At 38.5% G+C, this 18159-nt stretch carries 18 protein-coding genes and 6 pseudogenes; 6 read left to right on the top strand and 18 right to left on the bottom strand.

Going from position 1 to position 18159, the window contains the following annotated elements:
• Positions 1-12: 12 nt before the first annotated feature.
• The 4 genes from B5771_RS02580 to B5771_RS02565 form a co-directional block, all read right to left on the bottom strand.
• Entirely contained in the window at positions 13-1524 is a 1512-nt protein-coding gene (locus B5771_RS02580) for a M56 family metallopeptidase (protein ID WP_172408128.1), read from the bottom strand.
• 2 nt (positions 1525-1526) lie between these two features.
• Positions 1527-1904: a BlaI/MecI/CopY family transcriptional regulator gene (locus B5771_RS02575; RefSeq protein ID WP_088186106.1), complete on the bottom strand. Its 378-nt coding sequence runs from the start codon at positions 1902-1904 to the stop codon at positions 1527-1529.
• A 410-nt stretch (positions 1905-2314) separates the two neighbouring features.
• Positions 2315-4021: a methyl-accepting chemotaxis protein gene (locus B5771_RS02570; RefSeq protein ID WP_088186105.1), complete on the bottom strand. Its 1707-nt coding sequence runs from the start codon at positions 4019-4021 to the stop codon at positions 2315-2317.
• 11 nt (positions 4022-4032) lie between these two features.
• Positions 4033-5064 (bottom strand): galactose ABC transporter substrate-binding protein, encoded by a 1032-nt coding sequence (locus tag B5771_RS02565; RefSeq protein WP_088186104.1) that lies wholly within the window; start codon positions 5062-5064, stop codon positions 4033-4035.
• Between the two features lie 888 nt (positions 5065-5952).
• On the opposite strand from B5771_RS02565, the pseudogene B5771_RS02560 reads away from it, so the two are divergent.
• A pseudogene (locus tag B5771_RS02560) lies at positions 5953-6906 on the top strand (cell wall-binding repeat-containing protein); the annotation flags it as partial.
• A gap of 657 nt (positions 6907-7563) precedes the next feature.
• Here the strand turns inward: B5771_RS02560 and B5771_RS02550 are convergent.
• Positions 7564-7827, bottom strand: coding sequence for a hypothetical protein (locus B5771_RS02550; protein WP_088186103.1), 264 nt, complete (start codon positions 7825-7827; stop codon positions 7564-7566).
• Positions 7828-7989: 162 nt separating this feature from the next.
• Here B5771_RS02550 and B5771_RS02545 point away from each other — a divergent pair, with 162 nt between their 5' ends.
• The gene (locus B5771_RS02545; RefSeq protein WP_088186102.1) at positions 7990-8487 is read left to right on the top strand and encodes a DUF2127 domain-containing protein; all 498 of its coding nucleotides are present in this window, start codon (positions 7990-7992) and stop codon (positions 8485-8487) included.
• Positions 8488-8770: 283 nt separating this feature from the next.
• Here the strand turns inward: B5771_RS02545 and B5771_RS02535 are convergent, their stop codons facing one another.
• The 12 genes and pseudogenes from B5771_RS02535 to B5771_RS02485 all read right to left on the bottom strand — a co-directional run bounded on the left by B5771_RS02535 (position 8771) and on the right by B5771_RS02485 (position 14229).
• Positions 8771-8965, bottom strand: a complete 195-nt coding sequence (locus tag B5771_RS02535; protein WP_088186100.1) for a YwbE family protein — start codon at positions 8963-8965, stop codon at positions 8771-8773.
• 78 nt (positions 8966-9043) lie between these two features.
• Complete coding sequence (locus tag B5771_RS02530; RefSeq protein ID WP_088186099.1) at positions 9044-9286, bottom strand: GNAT family N-acetyltransferase; 243 nt, start codon at positions 9284-9286, stop codon at positions 9044-9046.
• Positions 9270-9353: pseudogene (locus B5771_RS23740) on the bottom strand (GNAT family N-acetyltransferase); the annotation flags it as partial. The pseudogene B5771_RS23740 and the gene B5771_RS02530, both read right to left, overlap by 17 nt.
• Before the next feature lie 69 nt (positions 9354-9422).
• A pseudogene (locus tag B5771_RS02525) lies at positions 9423-9566 on the bottom strand (GNAT family N-acetyltransferase); the annotation flags it as partial.
• Positions 9567-9795: 229 nt separating this feature from the next.
• Positions 9796-10368 carry a GNAT family N-acetyltransferase gene (locus B5771_RS02520; protein ID WP_088186098.1) on the bottom strand — a complete coding sequence of 191 codons (573 nt, stop codon included), beginning with the start codon at positions 10366-10368 and terminating at the stop codon, positions 9796-9798.
• Positions 10369-10897: 529 nt separating this feature from the next.
• On the bottom strand, positions 10898-11104 hold the full coding sequence (locus B5771_RS24655) for a DUF5808 domain-containing protein (RefSeq protein WP_088186097.1): 207 nt from the start codon (positions 11102-11104) through the stop codon (positions 10898-10900).
• Positions 11105-11653: 549 nt separating this feature from the next.
• Positions 11654-12050 (bottom strand): annotated as a pseudogene (locus B5771_RS02510) (AIR carboxylase family protein); the annotation flags it as partial.
• A gap of 58 nt (positions 12051-12108) precedes the next feature.
• Positions 12109-12858: a carboxymuconolactone decarboxylase family protein gene (locus B5771_RS02505; protein WP_088186096.1), complete on the bottom strand. Its 750-nt coding sequence runs from the start codon at positions 12856-12858 to the stop codon at positions 12109-12111.
• Positions 12859-12922: 64 nt separating this feature from the next.
• Positions 12923-13069 (bottom strand): annotated as a pseudogene (locus tag B5771_RS02500) (flavodoxin family protein); the annotation flags it as partial.
• Positions 13070-13073: 4 nt separating this feature from the next.
• Positions 13074-13460 (bottom strand): annotated as a pseudogene (locus B5771_RS02495) (MerR family transcriptional regulator).
• Positions 13461-13570: 110 nt separating this feature from the next.
• On the bottom strand, positions 13571-13897 hold the full coding sequence (locus B5771_RS02490) for a hypothetical protein (RefSeq protein WP_088186095.1): 327 nt from the start codon (positions 13895-13897) through the stop codon (positions 13571-13573).
• Positions 13888-14229 carry a recombinase family protein gene (locus tag B5771_RS02485; RefSeq protein WP_242966709.1) on the bottom strand — a complete coding sequence of 114 codons (342 nt, stop codon included), beginning with the start codon at positions 14227-14229 and terminating at the stop codon, positions 13888-13890. The genes B5771_RS02490 and B5771_RS02485 overlap by 10 nt, the downstream gene beginning before the upstream one ends.
• Before the next feature lie 288 nt (positions 14230-14517).
• On the opposite strand from B5771_RS02485, the gene B5771_RS02480 reads away from it, so the two are divergent.
• The 4 genes from B5771_RS02480 (at position 14518) to B5771_RS02460 (ending at position 17932) form a co-directional block, all read left to right on the top strand.
• Complete coding sequence (locus tag B5771_RS02480; protein ID WP_088186093.1) at positions 14518-15336, top strand: methyl-accepting chemotaxis protein; 819 nt, start codon at positions 14518-14520, stop codon at positions 15334-15336.
• 215 nt (positions 15337-15551) lie between these two features.
• The gene (locus B5771_RS02470; protein ID WP_172408127.1) at positions 15552-15830 is read left to right on the top strand and encodes a hypothetical protein; all 279 of its coding nucleotides are present in this window, start codon (positions 15552-15554) and stop codon (positions 15828-15830) included.
• A 221-nt stretch (positions 15831-16051) separates the two neighbouring features.
• Entirely contained in the window at positions 16052-16456 is a 405-nt protein-coding gene (locus B5771_RS02465) for a hypothetical protein (protein WP_088186090.1), read from the top strand.
• A gap of 111 nt (positions 16457-16567) precedes the next feature.
• Positions 16568-17932 (top strand): transposase, encoded by a 1365-nt coding sequence (locus tag B5771_RS02460; RefSeq protein WP_242966708.1) that lies wholly within the window; start codon positions 16568-16570, stop codon positions 17930-17932.
• Between the two features lie 27 nt (positions 17933-17959).
• Here B5771_RS02460 and B5771_RS24995 read toward each other — a convergent pair whose 3' ends face one another.
• Positions 17960-18085, bottom strand: a complete 126-nt coding sequence (locus B5771_RS24995; protein ID WP_282433309.1) for a hypothetical protein — start codon at positions 18083-18085, stop codon at positions 17960-17962.
• Positions 18086-18159: the final 74 nt, after the last annotated feature.

Here is an 18159-nt window from a genome sequence, read left to right as displayed (position 1 = left end):
TCCAGCAACTGTTTACTCCACCTCATTCTTTGTGAATTGTATACTATTCAGTGCTTTGTTATCCTCAATTGCGGTTGCAGACAATTTGCCAATTTGGATTTGAGTTTTTGGCAATTGATCATTATTTGGTTGGTTAAATTCATTGGGTGGATTCTCATTTATGCTAAATGCCGGTACTAATGGGGGTAAGGAGTTTGGATTACCACCATATTCAGCAGTATAGTGGTAGGGGGAGTTTATTTCTGAATTGGTAAGCTGATATCCAGCGGTGTAGCTTGGTAGTAATGGGGTAAATGGCAGATACTTGCGGTAGTTAAAACTTCCGTCCGATATATATGAGGATTGATTAGACTGGGCAATTCCCGAATTGATAGTTGTCATTGTTGATGCATCTCTACTTTTATCAGGAGTACTCGCCTTAGCATTGCTCAAAGTTATTGCTGCCAGAACAATTACTAATGTAACAACTAATATCGACCACTTTAAGGATACTTTTCGAAAAACTTTTATCATTTTGATTCTCCTTTTTATTTGTGTTCCAGAACCAGACAAACTAGCAAGGCCAGCAATTTTAGGCGTTTTCATGTTGTTCTCTGCTAACTTGATAAGTGTATAGGCATAATTCTTAGGATCAGTAATTCCAACATACTCCATAGTCTTTGCATCGCAGGAAATTTCTTGGTCTTCCCGCATTCTATAAAAGGCGTACCGAAATATTGGGTTAAACCAATGCACAATTAATAACCCCTGTGTAAACCAATTAACCATAACGTCTCTTCGCTTGTGGTGAAATAATTCATGTATGAAAACATGGCTAAGCTCCGCCGGATTAAATTTGTCTAAAACCCCCGCTGGAATTAATAGTTTAGGATGAAATAAACCAAAAAGCGAAGGAGATGTTACCGTCTTCGTTAAAATTAAAGGAATTGTTCCCTGAATATTTAGTTTTTGTTTAGCCTCATTAAAGGCATTAAGCAACTTCAGGTCATTCACAGCTTGAGCCTCTATTCCATGAGCGAACCTTCTATTAACAAATAGAGTAACGACCAGTGAGACAACAATACCTATAATCCATATAAAGAACAATACGCTATATGTAAACGGTGAAGTTCCAATTGACACTAATAAATTTTTGTACCGATATGGAAACACGTCGGAATTCGCAATCTTACCTGAATTATTCTTGACAACGGCACCTGGTTGAAGTGGAGTAGAAATCATTTCGTTTGAACCGCCAATATTTGCTGGGTCAGAAACCGAAGAAGATTTTACACCCATATTCGTAAATGATCGCTGTGTGTCTAATTTAACAAAATTGTATAGACTAAGGGAACTCTGAGCTGTCCAGGGTAGGAGCAAACTGACAATTACAATAGACCATAAAAGGTAATGTAGGCGTGCACTAATCTTAGTTTTAAAAACAGTTTTTACCAACAATAAGAAGATGATTAAGACACTCACCTTTACTGAAGTCTGCCAAACCCAATCAAAAAAACGAATCAAATCTGGATGTAGTGGCGGCACTGTCACCCCTTCCTTTTCTCAAGTATGCGTTTAAGTTCTTCAATATCATTCTTAGATAATTTTTCCTCTTGAAGAAAGGTAACTAACATCGGTTTAAATGCCCCGCCAAAAACTCGGCTTACAAAAGATTTAGTCTCTGACCTAATACACTCAGACTCAGTGACCAGAGGATAGTACAAATACATTCTGCGCTCTTCTTTGTAACCTAAAGCTTTTTTCTTTACTAGCCTTGTGATTAATGATTTTACTGTGTTAGGTTTCCATTCAGCTATGCCATCTAACGCATCTACGATTTCATTTGCTGTACACGGATAAGTCTTCGACCAAACTATTTTCATCACTTCCCACTCAGCATCCGATATCTTAGGAATCTCAGACATGTATAATCCTCCTTCGATTTTTAATTACATTTGTAATTATTATTACACGCGTAAATGTGTCTGTCAACAATAATTTCCATTCATATAAATTTTTTCAATGTATAAATATAAAAGCCAGAGTGTTATTTTAACTCTCTGGCAAATTCCAACCCTTACAGTTTTCTAAATCAATAACAGTCTCAAGGGTAGTCCTATATGAATTGTTTAACAATTTAACACCTATTCTTGAAATCAGCACCACAAGCTGGTTTTTAATCTGTTAGTGTTTTCAAACTCACCACGCACTCAACGTGCCTGGTCAGTGAGATTTGTCGGTTCGGAAAACACATTGTGTGATCATATTCTATAACGGATCCTTTAGAACAGACTATTCATAACTTCCAAGATACTTTAGTATTTCGAATGTTCTATTAAACTGCAAATTTAGAAACTAAGTCTTTTAAGTAATCTGCGCTCTGTTTAATAGTAGTCATTTCGCCCTCAACTTCATCTGCTTTCTCCTTAATTTTTGTAACCTTATCTGCAACATTTGCGGTTCCTTCTGCCCCTTCATTACTAGCAGTTGTTATTTCATTCATCGCTTCAGAAACAGTCTTTATTGATGCCAAGAGCTCTTCGGAAGTTGCACTTAAATCTGTCGCAAATTCATTAATATAAAAAGCATCCTTCCCATAGTTTTCGCCTACTTTTACAGACTCTTTATAGCTATCGACTACTTTTGTTTCTATGTATTCCAATGTCCGTTTTGATGCATCTGCAAGATTTTTAACAGCGTCGAAAACTATATCTGTCGTAATTTGTATTTCATCTACTGTCGCTTTTGATTTTTCCGCCAGTTTCCTAATTTCTTCAGAAACAACGGAAAAGCCCCTTCCCGCTTCACCAGCTCTTGCTGCTTCAATAGCTGCATTTAATGCCAAAAGATTGGTTTGTGCTGATATCTCTAGTATTGCTTCTGACAATAATCGAATTTTTTCAACTTCGTTTGTTTTTTCCAGTGCTTCATCCATAACTTTTTTGATACTAATACGAGTTTCATTGGCATCTGTCTGAAGGACCGTAGAATTATTTTTCAATTGGATTGCTCTCTCATTTATCTCACCAGCAGATTTAGCTCCATCTTGAGCTCTTTTAGCAATGGTTTCAACAGCGTTCTCTATTTCTCCAGACATAGTATTCATTTCCTCGGCAGAAGATGCCGTTTCTTCCATCCCTGCTGATAATTGCTCGACTGTAGCAGATATGTCTTCCAAATTGCTGGTAAGACCGAAAATGCTTTTATTTGTGATTTTCGATGCCTGATTTACATGCTCCGTTTCAATCTTTATAGCTTTAACAATTTCTCTTATCGAATTTTGCATCGTATTAATTGCATTTCCCAACTCACCAATTTCATCTTTCGAATCAACCCTTATTGGTTCAATTAGCAAGTTTCCTTTTGCAATTTCTTGTAACGATGCAACACTACGCTTAAGTCTAACTGCGATAATTCGCGAAAGAAGCATTCCAATAATTGAGCTAACTCCTAAACTAATTACAAAGATTAGACCCATAATCCATTTAGCTTCAAGATTTGCAGTTCTGATATTGTCTAGGGCACTATCGTTCAATTCATTTATTTCCTTATTCATTTTTACTTGGACATGATTATAGGCATCCATATATCCTTTTCCATCGCTTAGGCGATCTCGTGCCGTCTCGAGTTTACCCGTTTTAACAAGCTCAATTTGAGAATCAAAATGAGTTTGAATAACTTTAATATTGGGAATTGTCTCGTTTTCAATCATTGCTTCTAAATATGAATCTATTGAAAGGTATTTCTTAATATTTGTGATGTCTTGATCAAGGTTTTTACGACTGGTACTGTAAGATTCCAGAAAACGATCATCTCCATTACTTGCAATGTAACCACGGACATCCGCTTCTTCACTGACCAATTCAGAAGTAGTTGTTTCTTTGATCTTTTCAAGTGGAAGTATCTCGTTAGTTACTTCATTCGCTGCTTTTTCCATATGATTAAAATTATAATAAGCGCAAATAGTAGTAAGTAGCATCATTACTAAAATTAGGCAGAAGCTAATAAGGATTTTAAATCTTATGTTTACATATCTTAACACAAAATACCCTCCTAAGACTTTATTGCATCATTAATATTTTCTTTCGTAATCACTTTATAATCGATCCATATGTATTTTCCATTAGTAATTTGATATCCACAATTATCATTACTGGGAGTTTCTTTCTTCGTTAACACGATTGCAAGATTAAAAATGGCTTTTCCTTGGTTTACTGCATCGTTTAACACCGTACCGAGTAATGTCCCTTCTTTTAAGGCGTTTATTGCAGCACTGCTAATTGCATCGACACCCACAACAGGAATATATTTGCCACCAACAAAATAACCTTTACTTTTTAGTGCATCAATGGCGCCTAACGCCATATCGTCATTATTTGCAATCACGCAATCAAACGCATCACCCTGTGCGGCCAAAATTGCATTCATTTTTTGCTGAGCTTGTCCCCGTTCCCACATGGCACTAGCTTCTGCCACTTTTTCCACTTTGAAGCCAGCATCTTCGATTGCCTTAATAGAGTATATAGTCCGCGCTATGGCATCTAGATGGTCTGCCGCTCCTTTTATCATTACGTATCGGATAAGACCATTTTTAGTAGGATGACTTTTGAAGTAATTGACAAGAATTTGTCCTTGCATGGTTCCGGATTTTTCTCCTAAAGCCCCTACATAATAGGCCCTATCCCATATGCTAAGATCATTAGCGGATGGTTCAACGTTAAAAAAAACAACTGGAGTATTAGCTTTTTTAGCTTTTTCAATAATTGAAGTTGCCGACTTCGTGTCTACAAGGTTTATTACTAAAGCATCCACTTTTCGCTTAAGCAACATATCAATTTTCTGATCTTCCGTAACCTGAGAATTATTTGAGTCCCATATGTCAACCTCTGCATTATTTTTTTCACCCATTTTATAAAGTTCATTACGTACGGATGTCCTCCAAGTATCATCAAAGGTAGCGACGACAACACCTATAACGGGCTTTTTTGTTGCATTTATTATCGGAAGGCTCCCTTTAGAACACCCCGTAACAAATAGACTTACTGCCAACATAAGAATAATGCCTACTTTAATGGTTGCTTTCATTTTTAATTTCTCCTTGTACAATTTTTTTACATTTAAAGCGAAAGTTAAACACTTCACAAACTTTAGAAAAAAATATTATCTGTATAAATTGATTTTCCAGTGTACTCGTTCAGCTAAAGCTGAACGTCGGGGCTTCAGATACAATAATGTCCAGTGGAACATTATTGCCGAGCCGCCTTTCTCAATAGGAATACTTAGCGGCGAAGAAGGACTCTACCCCACCTGAAGTTAACGAAGGACCCATCCCCACTTATAGAAGTGGGGTCTTAAAAACTGGATAAAATAGTCTCCGAATCGTATTTTCCTAGCTATATAGCAACTACTATATAACTACCTTACTTATTCTAACCTAATTAAATAACATTCTTGTTAATCCGATGTTAAATAAAAGTTAAGGGAAAATATAATAAGTTCGTAAACATTCCCACATATTGGGCTGGTTATAATAATAGCAATGTAGTACTTCCATATTTGGCAACTTATCTTCCGCCATTATCAATAGGATGTGCTCAGTATAAGAAATAACCCCATGCAGTCGTAGGGGCTGTGAAGCCCAATAGCCGCCTAATCCTAAGTTTTATAGCTTCCGACTATGGTTCAAGCTTGAGCGGCAAACTGCCTGTATAAAGATACTTGCAAACTCCCATGCTGGATTGCTATTTATATAGGAAGTATAATGCCGGACTTGAGCTGAAAAACTCTCCTGCTGCTCGGATTTGTTGGTTGAAACTCGAACATAGGCACAAATTCTGAGTTTATTTAGATGTTCGTTGACAGTTGGTGCTTTTTCAATAGTTCGTATTTTTTCATATATCTCCTTCCTTCCATAAGAGATTATTTATTAACAAGATATAGCAGAAGCATGGAATTGAAAGGAGAAATGACACCATGAAAAAGACGAAAAAGGTCGTAGCATCTTTAGCTATCACTGGTATGGCACTTATGTTGGTTCCGTTTAGTGCCTCAGCTACCGGAACTATGCCTACTCGCTTAGCTGGTACCACTGCAGCTCAAACGGCGGTAGTAATCGCGGACCAAACAGGCTGGACCGGTACAGTAATTCTTGCATCCTCGACGTCCTATGGTATGGTGGATGCTCTGACAGCTGGGCCTCTCGCTGCCTCCCTGAAAGCTCCTATCCTCTTAACCGGAGTTGGAAACTCACTCGATCCTGACACCAAAGCTGAACTTAACAAACTCAATGTTAAAACTGTATATGTCACTAGCGGTACTGCCGTTATTAAACAATCCGTACTTAATGAGTTGAGCGGCATGGGTATTTCAACTGTTACCCTTGGTGGATTCGACCGTGTGGAAACATCTGTGAACATTGCCAAGAAGATGACTGGTGTTACCAAAGTTGCTGTTGCTAATGGCATTCCTGATGCTCTCTCCATTGCTTCAATAGCCTCAGCTGCTAACGAGCCAATTCTCTTAACGAACAAGGATACAGTTCCAGCAAGTGTATCTGCTTATTTAGATTCTAACCCTAGGATCGTTTCTTCTGATGTTATTGGAGGAACAGGTGTTATCAGTGATGCTGTGAAAGCTAAGTTTCCTAGCCCAATTCGTCATTGTGGCAACACGGCCTATGATACCAACAGCCAAGTTATTCAAGACTTTACTTCTTCCCTCAAATATGACAATGTCTTCGTGGCTAACGGTGAAACAAGAATTGATGCTCTCGCGGGTGCACCACTTGCAGCCCTAACAAAATCCGCTATAGTGCTCATAGACGGTAAAACATTTCCTACTGTTTTTAATTTTGTACATGGGCATGTCTCTGGTAACACGACTTTTACTGCTCTCGGTGGTGAAACTGTTGTTCCAGAGGCTTTACGATGGCCACTGGTAGCAAAAAAGCCGGTAATCTACCTGTATCCGACAACTGAACAACAAATATCTGTAAAGCTCACATTCGACGGCAAAATTGCTAGTTCTTATCCGGAATATAACAACGGTTGGGAAGTAATTGCACATCCCGATGGGACATTGTTTAATTTAGGCGACAATAAAGAGTACTCGTATTTGTTTTGGGAGGGATTACTTTATAATAATAGTTGGGATATAACAGAGGGATTTGTGGTAGCCGGCAAAGATACCAAAGATTTCCTCCAAAACAAGCTTTCTTTAATTGGCCTTACTCCGAAGGAATACAATGATTTTATCGATTATTGGTTACCTATAATGCAGGGTAATGAATATAACTTAATTACTTTTGCGAACGAGGAGTATGAACAACAAGTACATTTATCAATAAACCCTAATCCAGACTCAGTACTTCGGGTATTTATGGTATATAAGCCTCTTACAAGTAAGATTAATATTACCCCACAACAATTGAAGACTTTTAATAGAACTGGATTTAGTGTTGTAGAGTGGGGCGGTACAGAGGTTAGATAGTATTAATTTCTGTAAGTGTAGTTTTTGATAGTCACAAGATATCCTACCGCCCTTAATCGCAATATCTTTGCCAAGAGACTCTCTGATTTCCTCGGCTTAATTGTTCACTTCTTCGGCTGCATTGGCTACTGCCTGAAAGTTCTTGACGGCACCTTTGGCGAACTCAGCATGGACTTGATTGGCGTTTTTCAGAACCCTTTCGTACTCGGTAATATCTATGCCCGCCTCTTCAAAGACGGTTCGAACACGCTGCTGAGACTGGGCCAAGGATTCTCCGGCTTCTTGTGAGAAGTTAACGACAACCCGTTGACCCGACTGAATCGCTTCCACCAGATTCGTGCTGCTGATGTAGGGAAGCATCCGCCCCGATACGAGCGATAATATTTCCGACAGTATTTCCCGTTTGCCTGCCTCCTTTTGAACATAAAAAAGGACTGAAGTAAGTTTTCAGTCCTTACATGTGAATTAATAAAACAAACAAGCAAATAATAGAGTGAAACGAAATGACTGTAGAGGTTGAATATGGGAAAATTCCGGAATATCGATATCAGTAACATATTCCATAAAAGTTTCAAAATTGGGCTATCACTTAAAGCTATCGATGGTTTTTTGGAGATGATAGGGGGAATATTATTACTTTTTTTAAACCCGGCCAGATTAAATAAAATGACTGTTATGCTGACAGAACATGAGTTATCCCAAGACCCTACCGATATAATCGCTAATACCATAATAAAAATGAGTTCAAAGTTTACCGTCAATACACAATATTTCGGAGTTATTTACTTGATTTCTCATGGTGCGCTAAAATTGATCCTTGTAATAGTATTATGGAAAAGAAAAGTTTGGGCTTATCCTCTTACAATAATATTATTAGGAATTTTCGTTGTTTATCAGATTTATCGGTATACTATCTATCATTCAACTGTTCTATTGTTATTAACATTTCTCGACATTATAATTATTGCCTTAACCTATATTGAATACAAAAAGCTAAAGACCAAATCTCATTATGTCTAGGGGCAGAATTCAGGTTCCAACCCTAATATTATGATTGTATAAACTTGCTCGTTATATTTTATTTTTATCAACCCCGGCCCGATTGTGAATACACCGTCGTCTGGCTTCAATACGTTTCCGTTAACTGATATGGCAACATCCGGCAAGTAGAGCTGACTCGTGTTCTCTTCCATTAGGTTGATACAATTAAAAACGCCCACGTCAAATTCCGGTGTAAGCTGGATCGGCTCCACCCTTTCTCACAAAATAGGTGCAGCGAATCAGCTAAATATATTTATTGCGTTTAAGAGAGAATTCGCTTTACTCGACCCACTATTCCACTCTCAAGGCGAACTTTTATTCCATGTGGATGAGTAGGCGAATTAGTTAGTATGTCTTTAACAAAACCTTCAGTTAATTTTTCCGTTCTTTGATCTTGTTTTTGCACTATTAAAACGTGTATACCTCGCATGATATTTGCACGATTATTTCCATCCATTACTATGACCACCTACATATCTTTATTCTGTGAATTAACTTTTAAAACAGGAAACCCTTACCACAAAGGGCGATTTCTTTATACTATAAGTTCATAGAGCAAAACATTACGCCCTTCTATACTTGATGGCGATTCCTCAATATATGCAGCTCCAATTTTGTCATAAAACCCTATCGCATTTGAATCAGAAAAAATCATAACCCGATTTATATTCTTCTTCCTGCATACCACTTTTGCATATGAGATCAGTTCGGAGCCAATTCTTTTTCCAATAAATTCCGGCAGTATAAAAAGGTGCTCTAACCAAACAAGATTCTTCATTCCAAAATTGCTTATATAAATTAGCCAATTGAGGGATGTCCTCAATGGCCATTTCACGTATTATCATTTTATCTCGAATCCTTTCTGTCCTTCTATCCCTTTTTGCAAATCGGTCCACCCAACACACATAATCAACACAAGCACAAGCGGCTTCAAAGACATACCCGTTTCCCCAATATGATTTTTGATAAATATAGCCAACTTCAACATAGTTTTCATCATCTGCTTGTTCGGAAATTAACCCGGTGACTCCAATTAACTTATCAGACGCTTTTTCCAATAACCCATGTCAAAATTTCTCCTGCCAAATATCTTTGATCTACCTTTTGCACGAATTATGAACATTGATAAATTCCTGTCTAAATACCTAGCATCCCATCCTGCGGGATTGAAGGAGTCCAGTAGCTTAACTGGTAACTTGGCTTTATCTTTAAGGAGGCGAAAATTATGCTTGAGGGTAGCAGGGTGTTGTGTTGGGGCGCTAAGGTGAGCAGAGTTGTAATAGGACCTTACACGATCAAATTTTTCTCAAGTTCTAATATAGCAAATGAGTCATTTTTCAACACTTTATCTCCAACATATTTTGTGATTTTATTAAACCCCAATTTATTCCAGAAATAAATTCCACTCCAATTTCTAAGTGTTACTCCGAGTCTTGCTTTAGAAAAGCCCAATTTTCCTATTCGGTCTAATAATTCAGTCATAACCTCCTGCCCATAGCCCTTGTTTCGGTAATCTTCACTAAATAAAAGAGTACCTATATAGAACACGTCTTTATGAGGATAACCAAGATAAATTTCTAAAAATCCCATGATTTTCGAAGTTTTCTTAAGAATCATTGATTGTATTTTATAATACTTCTTCATTCCACCTGGCGGTAAATTCCCTTTGATAAAAGCATTATGTATATAATCATTTGTGAAATCTTCGTTTCTTGTCCAACCTTCCGTATTTCGAGACTGCATATATATTTCTTGTAGCCTATCAATATCCTCAAGAATTGTATCTCTAATAATTATTTCTTCTGTTTTCCAGAAATCTAACACCGCAAACTCACTGTTTGTTATCTCTCTTCTAGCCACTTAATTTCCTCCCAAAGTCCCGAAGATATACCGGCTATTAACTGTAATGTTGATAACTCTCCCCATCCCACGCATCCCCTCCAGCTTTCTGGTTCAGTGAGCGCCGTTGGATAGGTAATGGCATCATTATATAGTTTATCTATATCTATCTCAATACAAAACTACAGGAGCCAGAATCATTTCATCTAAACTGCAACATCTTGTCGTCCAGAAAGCATCTCTATTTAATCCATATTAATCCATATTGACCCATATGATATGCTCGCCCGAATTGACGACGTGCGTATCCTTCTTGCTCCCCATATCAGCTAGGCAAAGCCCATCCAATCCTGCGGGATTGAAGGAGTTCCGGTGGCTTGAAAGGTAAGCTTGGTTTTATGGGGATTTGGGGTTGAGGGTAGTGAGGTGTAGGGGTAATGTTGGTGAGTAGCTTGTATAAATTGACATCTTTATGGGTTTGAATCTTCTTGTAGTTTAATCTTCAAATCAGCAATACCAATTAGTCATAACAAATGATACTTGATTTAACTCACTTAGAAATTGAATGTACGACTGCTAATGCTAAAACTGCAAGAATTATAATCCCCGAAGCTGGATGAGCCCAGTTGTTTGTCCAACCCAAGCCATTAGCTTTTGGTACACGAAAATTTGCATCATCTGGGTTAAAGTATAAGAATTGGTTATGCGTTCTCCGGTATTCGTCGACTTCTTCATCCGTCCATTTTCTTTTTGCCACGGTATTGCCCCGCTTTCACTCATTCTTGCCAACACAATTTCTTTGTACTTATTATAGCAGTCGTGGGATTTGTTTATCCATCATGCAAGTTCCCATAATCCTACTAACTATAATTTAACCGAAGCTCATCAAAACTACCGGTTATATACATTTAATCCATAAATCAACTCAGTACTGTATACCAAAAGTTAGCAAACAAATAATAATTCTCCCCAGGGATTCTACACTTTTCCAGATGCTCCTTCTAATCTTGCGAATATATTTATCTGTCTCCCCCAGAAAAACAAAAACACGCCAGAACCTTCCATAAAAACATGGAGAAATCTGGCGATTGCTGTTTTCTAAATCGTCACAGTTTCAAGGCCCCCTTTGACACAGCGACACATTTATTTTCATATCTTTCCTGCAAAAACGCTATATTTACATTCAATTTGTTTCCACGAACGCAGTCTTAACACATTCTTGACATTTTTAGCTAATTTGAAAGTAATCCCAGACCAGTCCAGTGTGTATTCAAAAAAGGCGAAGCGCCCAAAAGTGTTAAACTGGCATAGATAACAAAGCCGCAAGGCCACCAAAGTTTGCCCCATAACCAACACTCGTGGGGACGGCAATGACGGGTTTATCTACAAGTCCTCCGATAACGCTGGCAAGGGCTCCTTCCATGCCTGCAACTACAATAACGACCTTTGCACCCCGAATGATGTCTATTTTAGAGAAAAGTCTATGAATGCCAGCAACTCCTATATCCATTATTTTTTCACGCGATTGCCCAGAAGGATTGCTGTTTTGCTGTTTCTGCTGCTTCCTCCACTACGGGCATATCAGAAGTTCCTGCCGCAACAATGGCAATATAGCTGTCGGTGAGCTGTTCTTCTCTCTTCATGATGGTGATTGTTCTTCCGAGAGGGTTATATCTAGCCTCTGGACAGACATTTTTTACAGCAGCGGAGCGCCCGTCTTAAATAGCTCATTTCTTTCGTTGTTCATTGCAAGATCCTCCTTTATTTACAGGCGTCATTGACACACCTTAGTGCATTTAAGCTTCGGGGATAGCCGATATACGGCAAACATTGAGAAATAACCTTGATGAGAAATGCCTTATTATTGCCAATCCTCATGTTGGCGGCGGCATGGCTGACAAGCTGCGGCTCACAGCCACCCTGCGCTGCGAGGAAACAGAAGGTAATCATTTCACGTTGCTGATAATTCAAGCCGCCGCGTGTGTAATAGTCGCCAAAACAGTTATCAGCCAGCCAATGATTGATATGTCGGCTTTCTTCCGGACCGGACTTCCAAAATTCCTTCATACCTTCGCCAAAGATGTCCACTTGGGCCTGTACCCCTGCTTCGAGACGGTTCTCTGCCGTCGTAGTGGCTTGGCCCGGTAACGGCAGCTCCACACCGCGCGCCGTCAGCACATCGTTCGTTGCGTGCAGGAAAGGAAATACCCTTCCAATTCCCAGGTAGGCTACTGCCTGATAGACAATTTCTTTTGCTTCGACGGGAGTAACACCAAAATTCAGCGCTGCGGGCAGCATAGTCTGGTATTCGTCAATTCCCTGGCAGCCCATAAGCGTTGCTAGAATCGCCATCATCCGGGTACGGTCATCTAGACCGTCGTTGTTTACCACCTCGTCGAAAGCGAAGTTGTCGAAGCGTTCAATGAATTCAGGGTCGGTCTCCAGAAATTCGGACACATAACTGGGAAACATTTTTTCGTGATATTTATTTGCCTTTTCAGTGATTGACATACAACGCACTTCCCCTCTCTTACTTTTCTAACAATTCAACGGATGGATATCATAAGGGAGTTGTACAGTAACCAATCTTTTTATCTCGCAAGAAAATCTTTTCTATCTGATGTCCTGCTTCATTTGCACCGAGTATAAACCGGTCACATAGCAGATCAGAATTTCCACCTTTTCTCGGACTGGCAGAAAGCACCAATACTTTTTTAGCCATTAAACTAATCCTCCGCTCTTTTTAGCTCTTTTTCCTTTTTAACCACTGACTGTTCATAGCTCTCGATTTTGTAATTCAAGCGTTCCAGTGTTTTCTGCATATCCTCCATTCGTCGAATTAGCTGCTTACGCTGTTCAGTTAAAAGTTCCTTTCTGGTCCCAATCGTTTCATCTCCCTGTTGAAACAGCGCAACATACTCAATTAATGCTTATATCGGAAGGCCGGCATTTCTCATACATTTGATAAATTCGACACACTTGCAATCTTCTTCCGTATAATCTCTGATTCCGCTTTTGTTTCGATTAACATGAGGAATCAATCCGATGCGTTCATAATAGCGAAGTGTATCCTGCGTAAGATCGAATTTTTCACTAACTTCTGTAATTGTCATATGAGACTACCTCCTCGTTTTTACAACCATATCACCTGAAGTTAACACCAGGTCAAGCATTTTTTTATAGGAATACAATTAAATTTAACCGTACTCCTATTAGAAAAGGACTATTCAATATTTAACTTGATTAATGAGTATTTGTTCATCCTGTTTTGCACTTTTTCTATTTCTGCGCCAAGAACCGAATGTCTATTCTCATCAACATTTCCAGCCTTTATGCTCTGCTTTACCATGCCTTTCATATTCTCTTGCAATTCTTCCAGATGGGTATAAAGCTCTTCCATCAAACATTCTTCTTTTATTGATTCAAGTCCCCTGCACATATCCTGCGAAAGTTTCTCTAAAAAGTATTCCTTCCTATCAATAATCCCGTTCATAGCTCTTACAAATGCTTTCTCAATTTTTCTCCCTAACCGCCTTTTGATCACATCCAAGATTGCCGTTCATCTGTGACCGTGCTGTCATACCACTTAGAACCCTCTGACCCAGTGATTACCCCATCATTTTGCAGGTTACTAGCTATTTTATATGGGCTTTTACCATCCAAAAACTCCCGATAAATCCGGCGAACTACCTCAGCTTCTTCTAGTACAATAACCAACTGGCCCTGGTCATCTTTGGTATAGCCGAGAAATTTGTTATGGTTAACTAAAACCTTACCCTCTTGAAATCTGTAACTTATACCCATTTTCGTGATCTGAGACAACTTGGAACTCTCTTCTTCATTGAGGACTGGTGCTTTCTCAATGGTGCGTATTTTTTTCATGCTACTCAACTCCTTTACTAGCAAGGCTTGTGGGAACATATTAGTAGTAAAAAAATATCCTACGCCCGATTGTTATCCGGTGTAGGACATGATAGCTCTGTATGGAGTGAATAGCAAGGTAATTGTCTTATACTTTAGTTCATTCCATAAGATTCCTTATAATCGAATTATTTATTATTCCCCAGAGTTTTTGAAGGTATATTCAGTATAATGTCGAAATCTTTAATTTAATGTCGTTTTTAAGTAATTTTATTACAATAAGATATCTTGAATAATTGGAGGATTGTCATGAAAATTGAGCATGTCGTATCTATTGCTCCGCACTTACATGAATGGTACGACCAAGATATTTCGGTCTTTGTCGTCGATCAGAATTCGGTATTAGCTTGTTACAATAATCCAAGACTTAATTTAGGAGTCAAAACAGGAGATCTCATTGATAAAAATGATAATACTATTACAAATAAAGTGTTACAATCCGGTGAAAGAACGGTTGCCGCGGTTTCCAAAGATAAATCAATGTTCTCCATTCCCTATATTGCAATCAGCAGTCCTATTCGAGATAACGATCAATTGGTTGGGGTCATTTCAATCGTTGTATCTACCGAAAAATACAATACTCTCTTAGAACTTGGAGAAGAGATCTTAGCATCGGTCGAAGAAATTTATGCATCTGCTGAAAATCTTTCGGCACAAAGTGAAGAGCTTTCCGCAACCACTAAAGCAATGGATGATGAAACTTTACACGTTAAAAATGATATAACTCATGTTTCTGATATAACAGCGGCCATTAAAAAAATATCACAGCAAAGCAACATCTTGGGAATTAACGCATCGATCGAATCAGCTCGTGCTGGAGAAAGTGGTCGAGGTTTTGGTGTTGTGGCTGAAGAAATTAGAAAACTAGCCGTGACAACAAATGACTCGGTTAGGACCATTGAACTGGATGTTTTTGAAGTCCAATCCTCTGTCAATCGCTTAGTCGATTCTGTCAGTCAACTTGCTGTTGTAAGTGAATCCCAGGCACAAGGAGTAACTGAACTTACGCAAGCTTTGAATCAAATATCACGCATGGCTGAAAAGCTCGTTAGTTTAGGTAAAATTTAAGAATCTTCCAATCTATAAGTTTCATTAACCATTAATTTAGATCTTCCACAAGAACCACTTACGTATTTAATTCGTACTTAAGTTCAAAACATCTCATCTGTCCATGGATCTCACTTTGGCACTGAAAAACTTTCATACGATTTCCGGCGGTCTTCTCCTCGGATATTCGTTTAATCATCTCAACCTTAACCACATTTCCATTATGACGGAAGCAAATGGGGCGTGGTGTTCCAGGTATATCAAACCATGCGATCATTTCAATCGGGCTCATGACTATTTTCATATTACATGACCAAGGGAAACAAAGTCCAAAGGATAGAAAGAATCCTCTCGACAGCTTAGTTACTGCTGGAACGATTACCGCCGACCAAGAAACGGCTATTGAAACTGCTCTCCAAAGTGCTGCTCCAAGCGGCGCTCCTGACGGTGGACATATGCATGGTGGTCCTGCTGGTGGGCCAATGAATAACAGCAGTAACCAAACCAGCAATTAAAAATGGCAACGCGCAGGATTAACGATTTTGACCAGGTGCAGATATATGTGCCTGGTCGTTGCTTTTGTCTTAGTAATGTACGCAAAAAAGTGAAATGTTTCGTTTGTTTTTCAAACTAACTTTCAGGTATACTTCAGCAATCTTTCAGTCAACCTTAAGAGACATTTCAGCTTAATCCTTTATGATTAATACAATAAATCAAACATAAAGGAGCGTTTCTAATGTATAATCTTCAACTCAAACCGAACGAAAAAGTATTTCTTATTACTGTGGGTGGATTAATCAAACAGCAAGAGAGTCATAACTATATGGAAGAGTTATTAAAGAAATTGAAAACATTCAACACATCGGAGTTCTATCTTGTTCTTGATACTCAAGAATTACAAGCTTCGCCACAAGATATGCTCGATGAAGAAAAAAAGGGTATCGAACTTTTAGTTAAAACACCTTTCAAAGGCCGATTCAATATCGCATCGAAAACTCTTATTGCCAATATGCAGGCAAAGCGTATTGCTGGCGATACTCTAAAACTAATTACTACCGTTCATTCCTACGATAAGTTTGTTTCTATTATTAATTTACTCAACTTTCGCAGAGCGAAAGTTTGTTTAAAACCTTGGTGCTGAAGGGACAAGGCCCTATTCAGCATTATCATTGAAAATAGAAAACACCTCTTTTATTTGGTATAGTGAGTTTGACTAGAACCACTATCACGCAGAAAAAGAGGTGCCTTCTTCATGACAATGATAGCTCAAAAGGAACAAAGAAATCAACTACCTAAAGAAATTCAGCCTGCATTTAAAGAACTAAATGTTTTACAACATTTGAGAAACGCCGGTTTTAAAAAGCGATTTGGCTTTAGTTGTTCTTACCTATTTAAACTCATCTTCGTTTTGATTTTCTATCACAAAAATTGGTTCCGTCTCCTTGAAAGTGAGCGTGGGGAGCTTTTCTCAGGAAAGGATGCTGTTTATCGATTTCTTAACCATTCCGGATATGCTTGGCGTCGATTTCTTACCCTATTAAGTGCAGAAACGGTTAAGAAAGTCTCTTCTTTGACGTCAACTAACCGCATTAAAGCTTTTATTGTGGATGATTCAATGTATGAGCGAAATCGAAGTAAGACTGTTGAACTTCTTGCTAAGTTTTGGGATCATGCCAAAGGTTGCCACTACCTAGGATTTCGTATGGTTACATTAGGATGGTCCGATGGACACACGTTCCTTCCCATCGATTTTTCCTTGCTAAGTTCAACCAAATCCCAAATTAACGAGATTTCTAAGAAGATTGATAAACGGACATCCGGCTATAAGCGACGTACAGAAGCGTTAAAACGCGCTCCAGAGTTAATTCCTCTGATGATTGATCGTGCCTTAGCAACCGGCATGACAGTTTCCTATGTTTTAATGGACAGTTGGTTCACTTTCGCTCCTCTCATTGGAGAGATAACTCGGCGTGGCTTAGATGTTATAGGCATGGTTAAAAATACAAATCAACGCTATTTAGTGAACGGTAGGAAGTTATCTCTTAAAGAGCTTTATTGCGTTGCAACACCGGTACAAGGGAAAAACAGAGGAATTCTCCGTACCATCCGCACGCAGATGGTGCCAGGGATACCTATGATTATCGTGTTTGTTCGTCATCGAACCAATAAAAATGAATGGTTAGCAATCCTTTCTACCGATCTTACCTTGGCGGAAGAAGAAATTATTCGGATTTACAGTATGAGATGGGATATTGAAACCTTTTTTAAATGCACAAAATCGTTGCTTAAGTTACAAAAAGAGTTTCAAGGTCGATCCTATGACATGCTGATTAGCCATACAACCATCGTTTATGCACGATATATTCTTCTTGCTTGGCAACATCGACAAAATACCGATGAACGTACGTTAGGCGGACTTTTCTCATTATTGTGCGATGAGGTCAGCGAATTGGATTGGGCAATTGCATTACAACAACTATTGGAGATTCTTAATGATGTTTCTCAAAAAGCTGGAAAGAAGTTATCCAAATTGATTAATCGTCAACTCCAACAATGGATTATGGCCCTGCCCGCCTATATCAGGGTTTATCTAACTAATTGGAGCTGCGAAAGTTGAGTAATTTACATAAAGCAGTTTGAATTCCTAGGTTAATTTAATATCAGACGTTAACGAACCCCCGACGATCATAGCCGCCGAGGGTTTTGATTCGTCTATCTTACTCGCACTTAGCAAATCACCTTTGATACGCTCATCACATACATCTTTCATTTTTTATACCCATTTAAATTACTATTTTGGTATTGTCCCAATTGACAAGCCATTGCATAAAATAAACTAAGAAG

Origin of the sequence: Desulfosporosinus sp. FKA, from assembly GCF_002196785.1 — a bacterium.
Taxonomy (GTDB): Bacteria; Bacillota; Desulfitobacteriia; order Desulfitobacteriales; family Desulfitobacteriaceae; genus Desulfosporosinus; species Desulfosporosinus acididurans.
The sequence above is the reverse complement of the archived record's forward strand: the minus strand, read 5'-3'. Positions and strand labels throughout refer to the sequence as shown.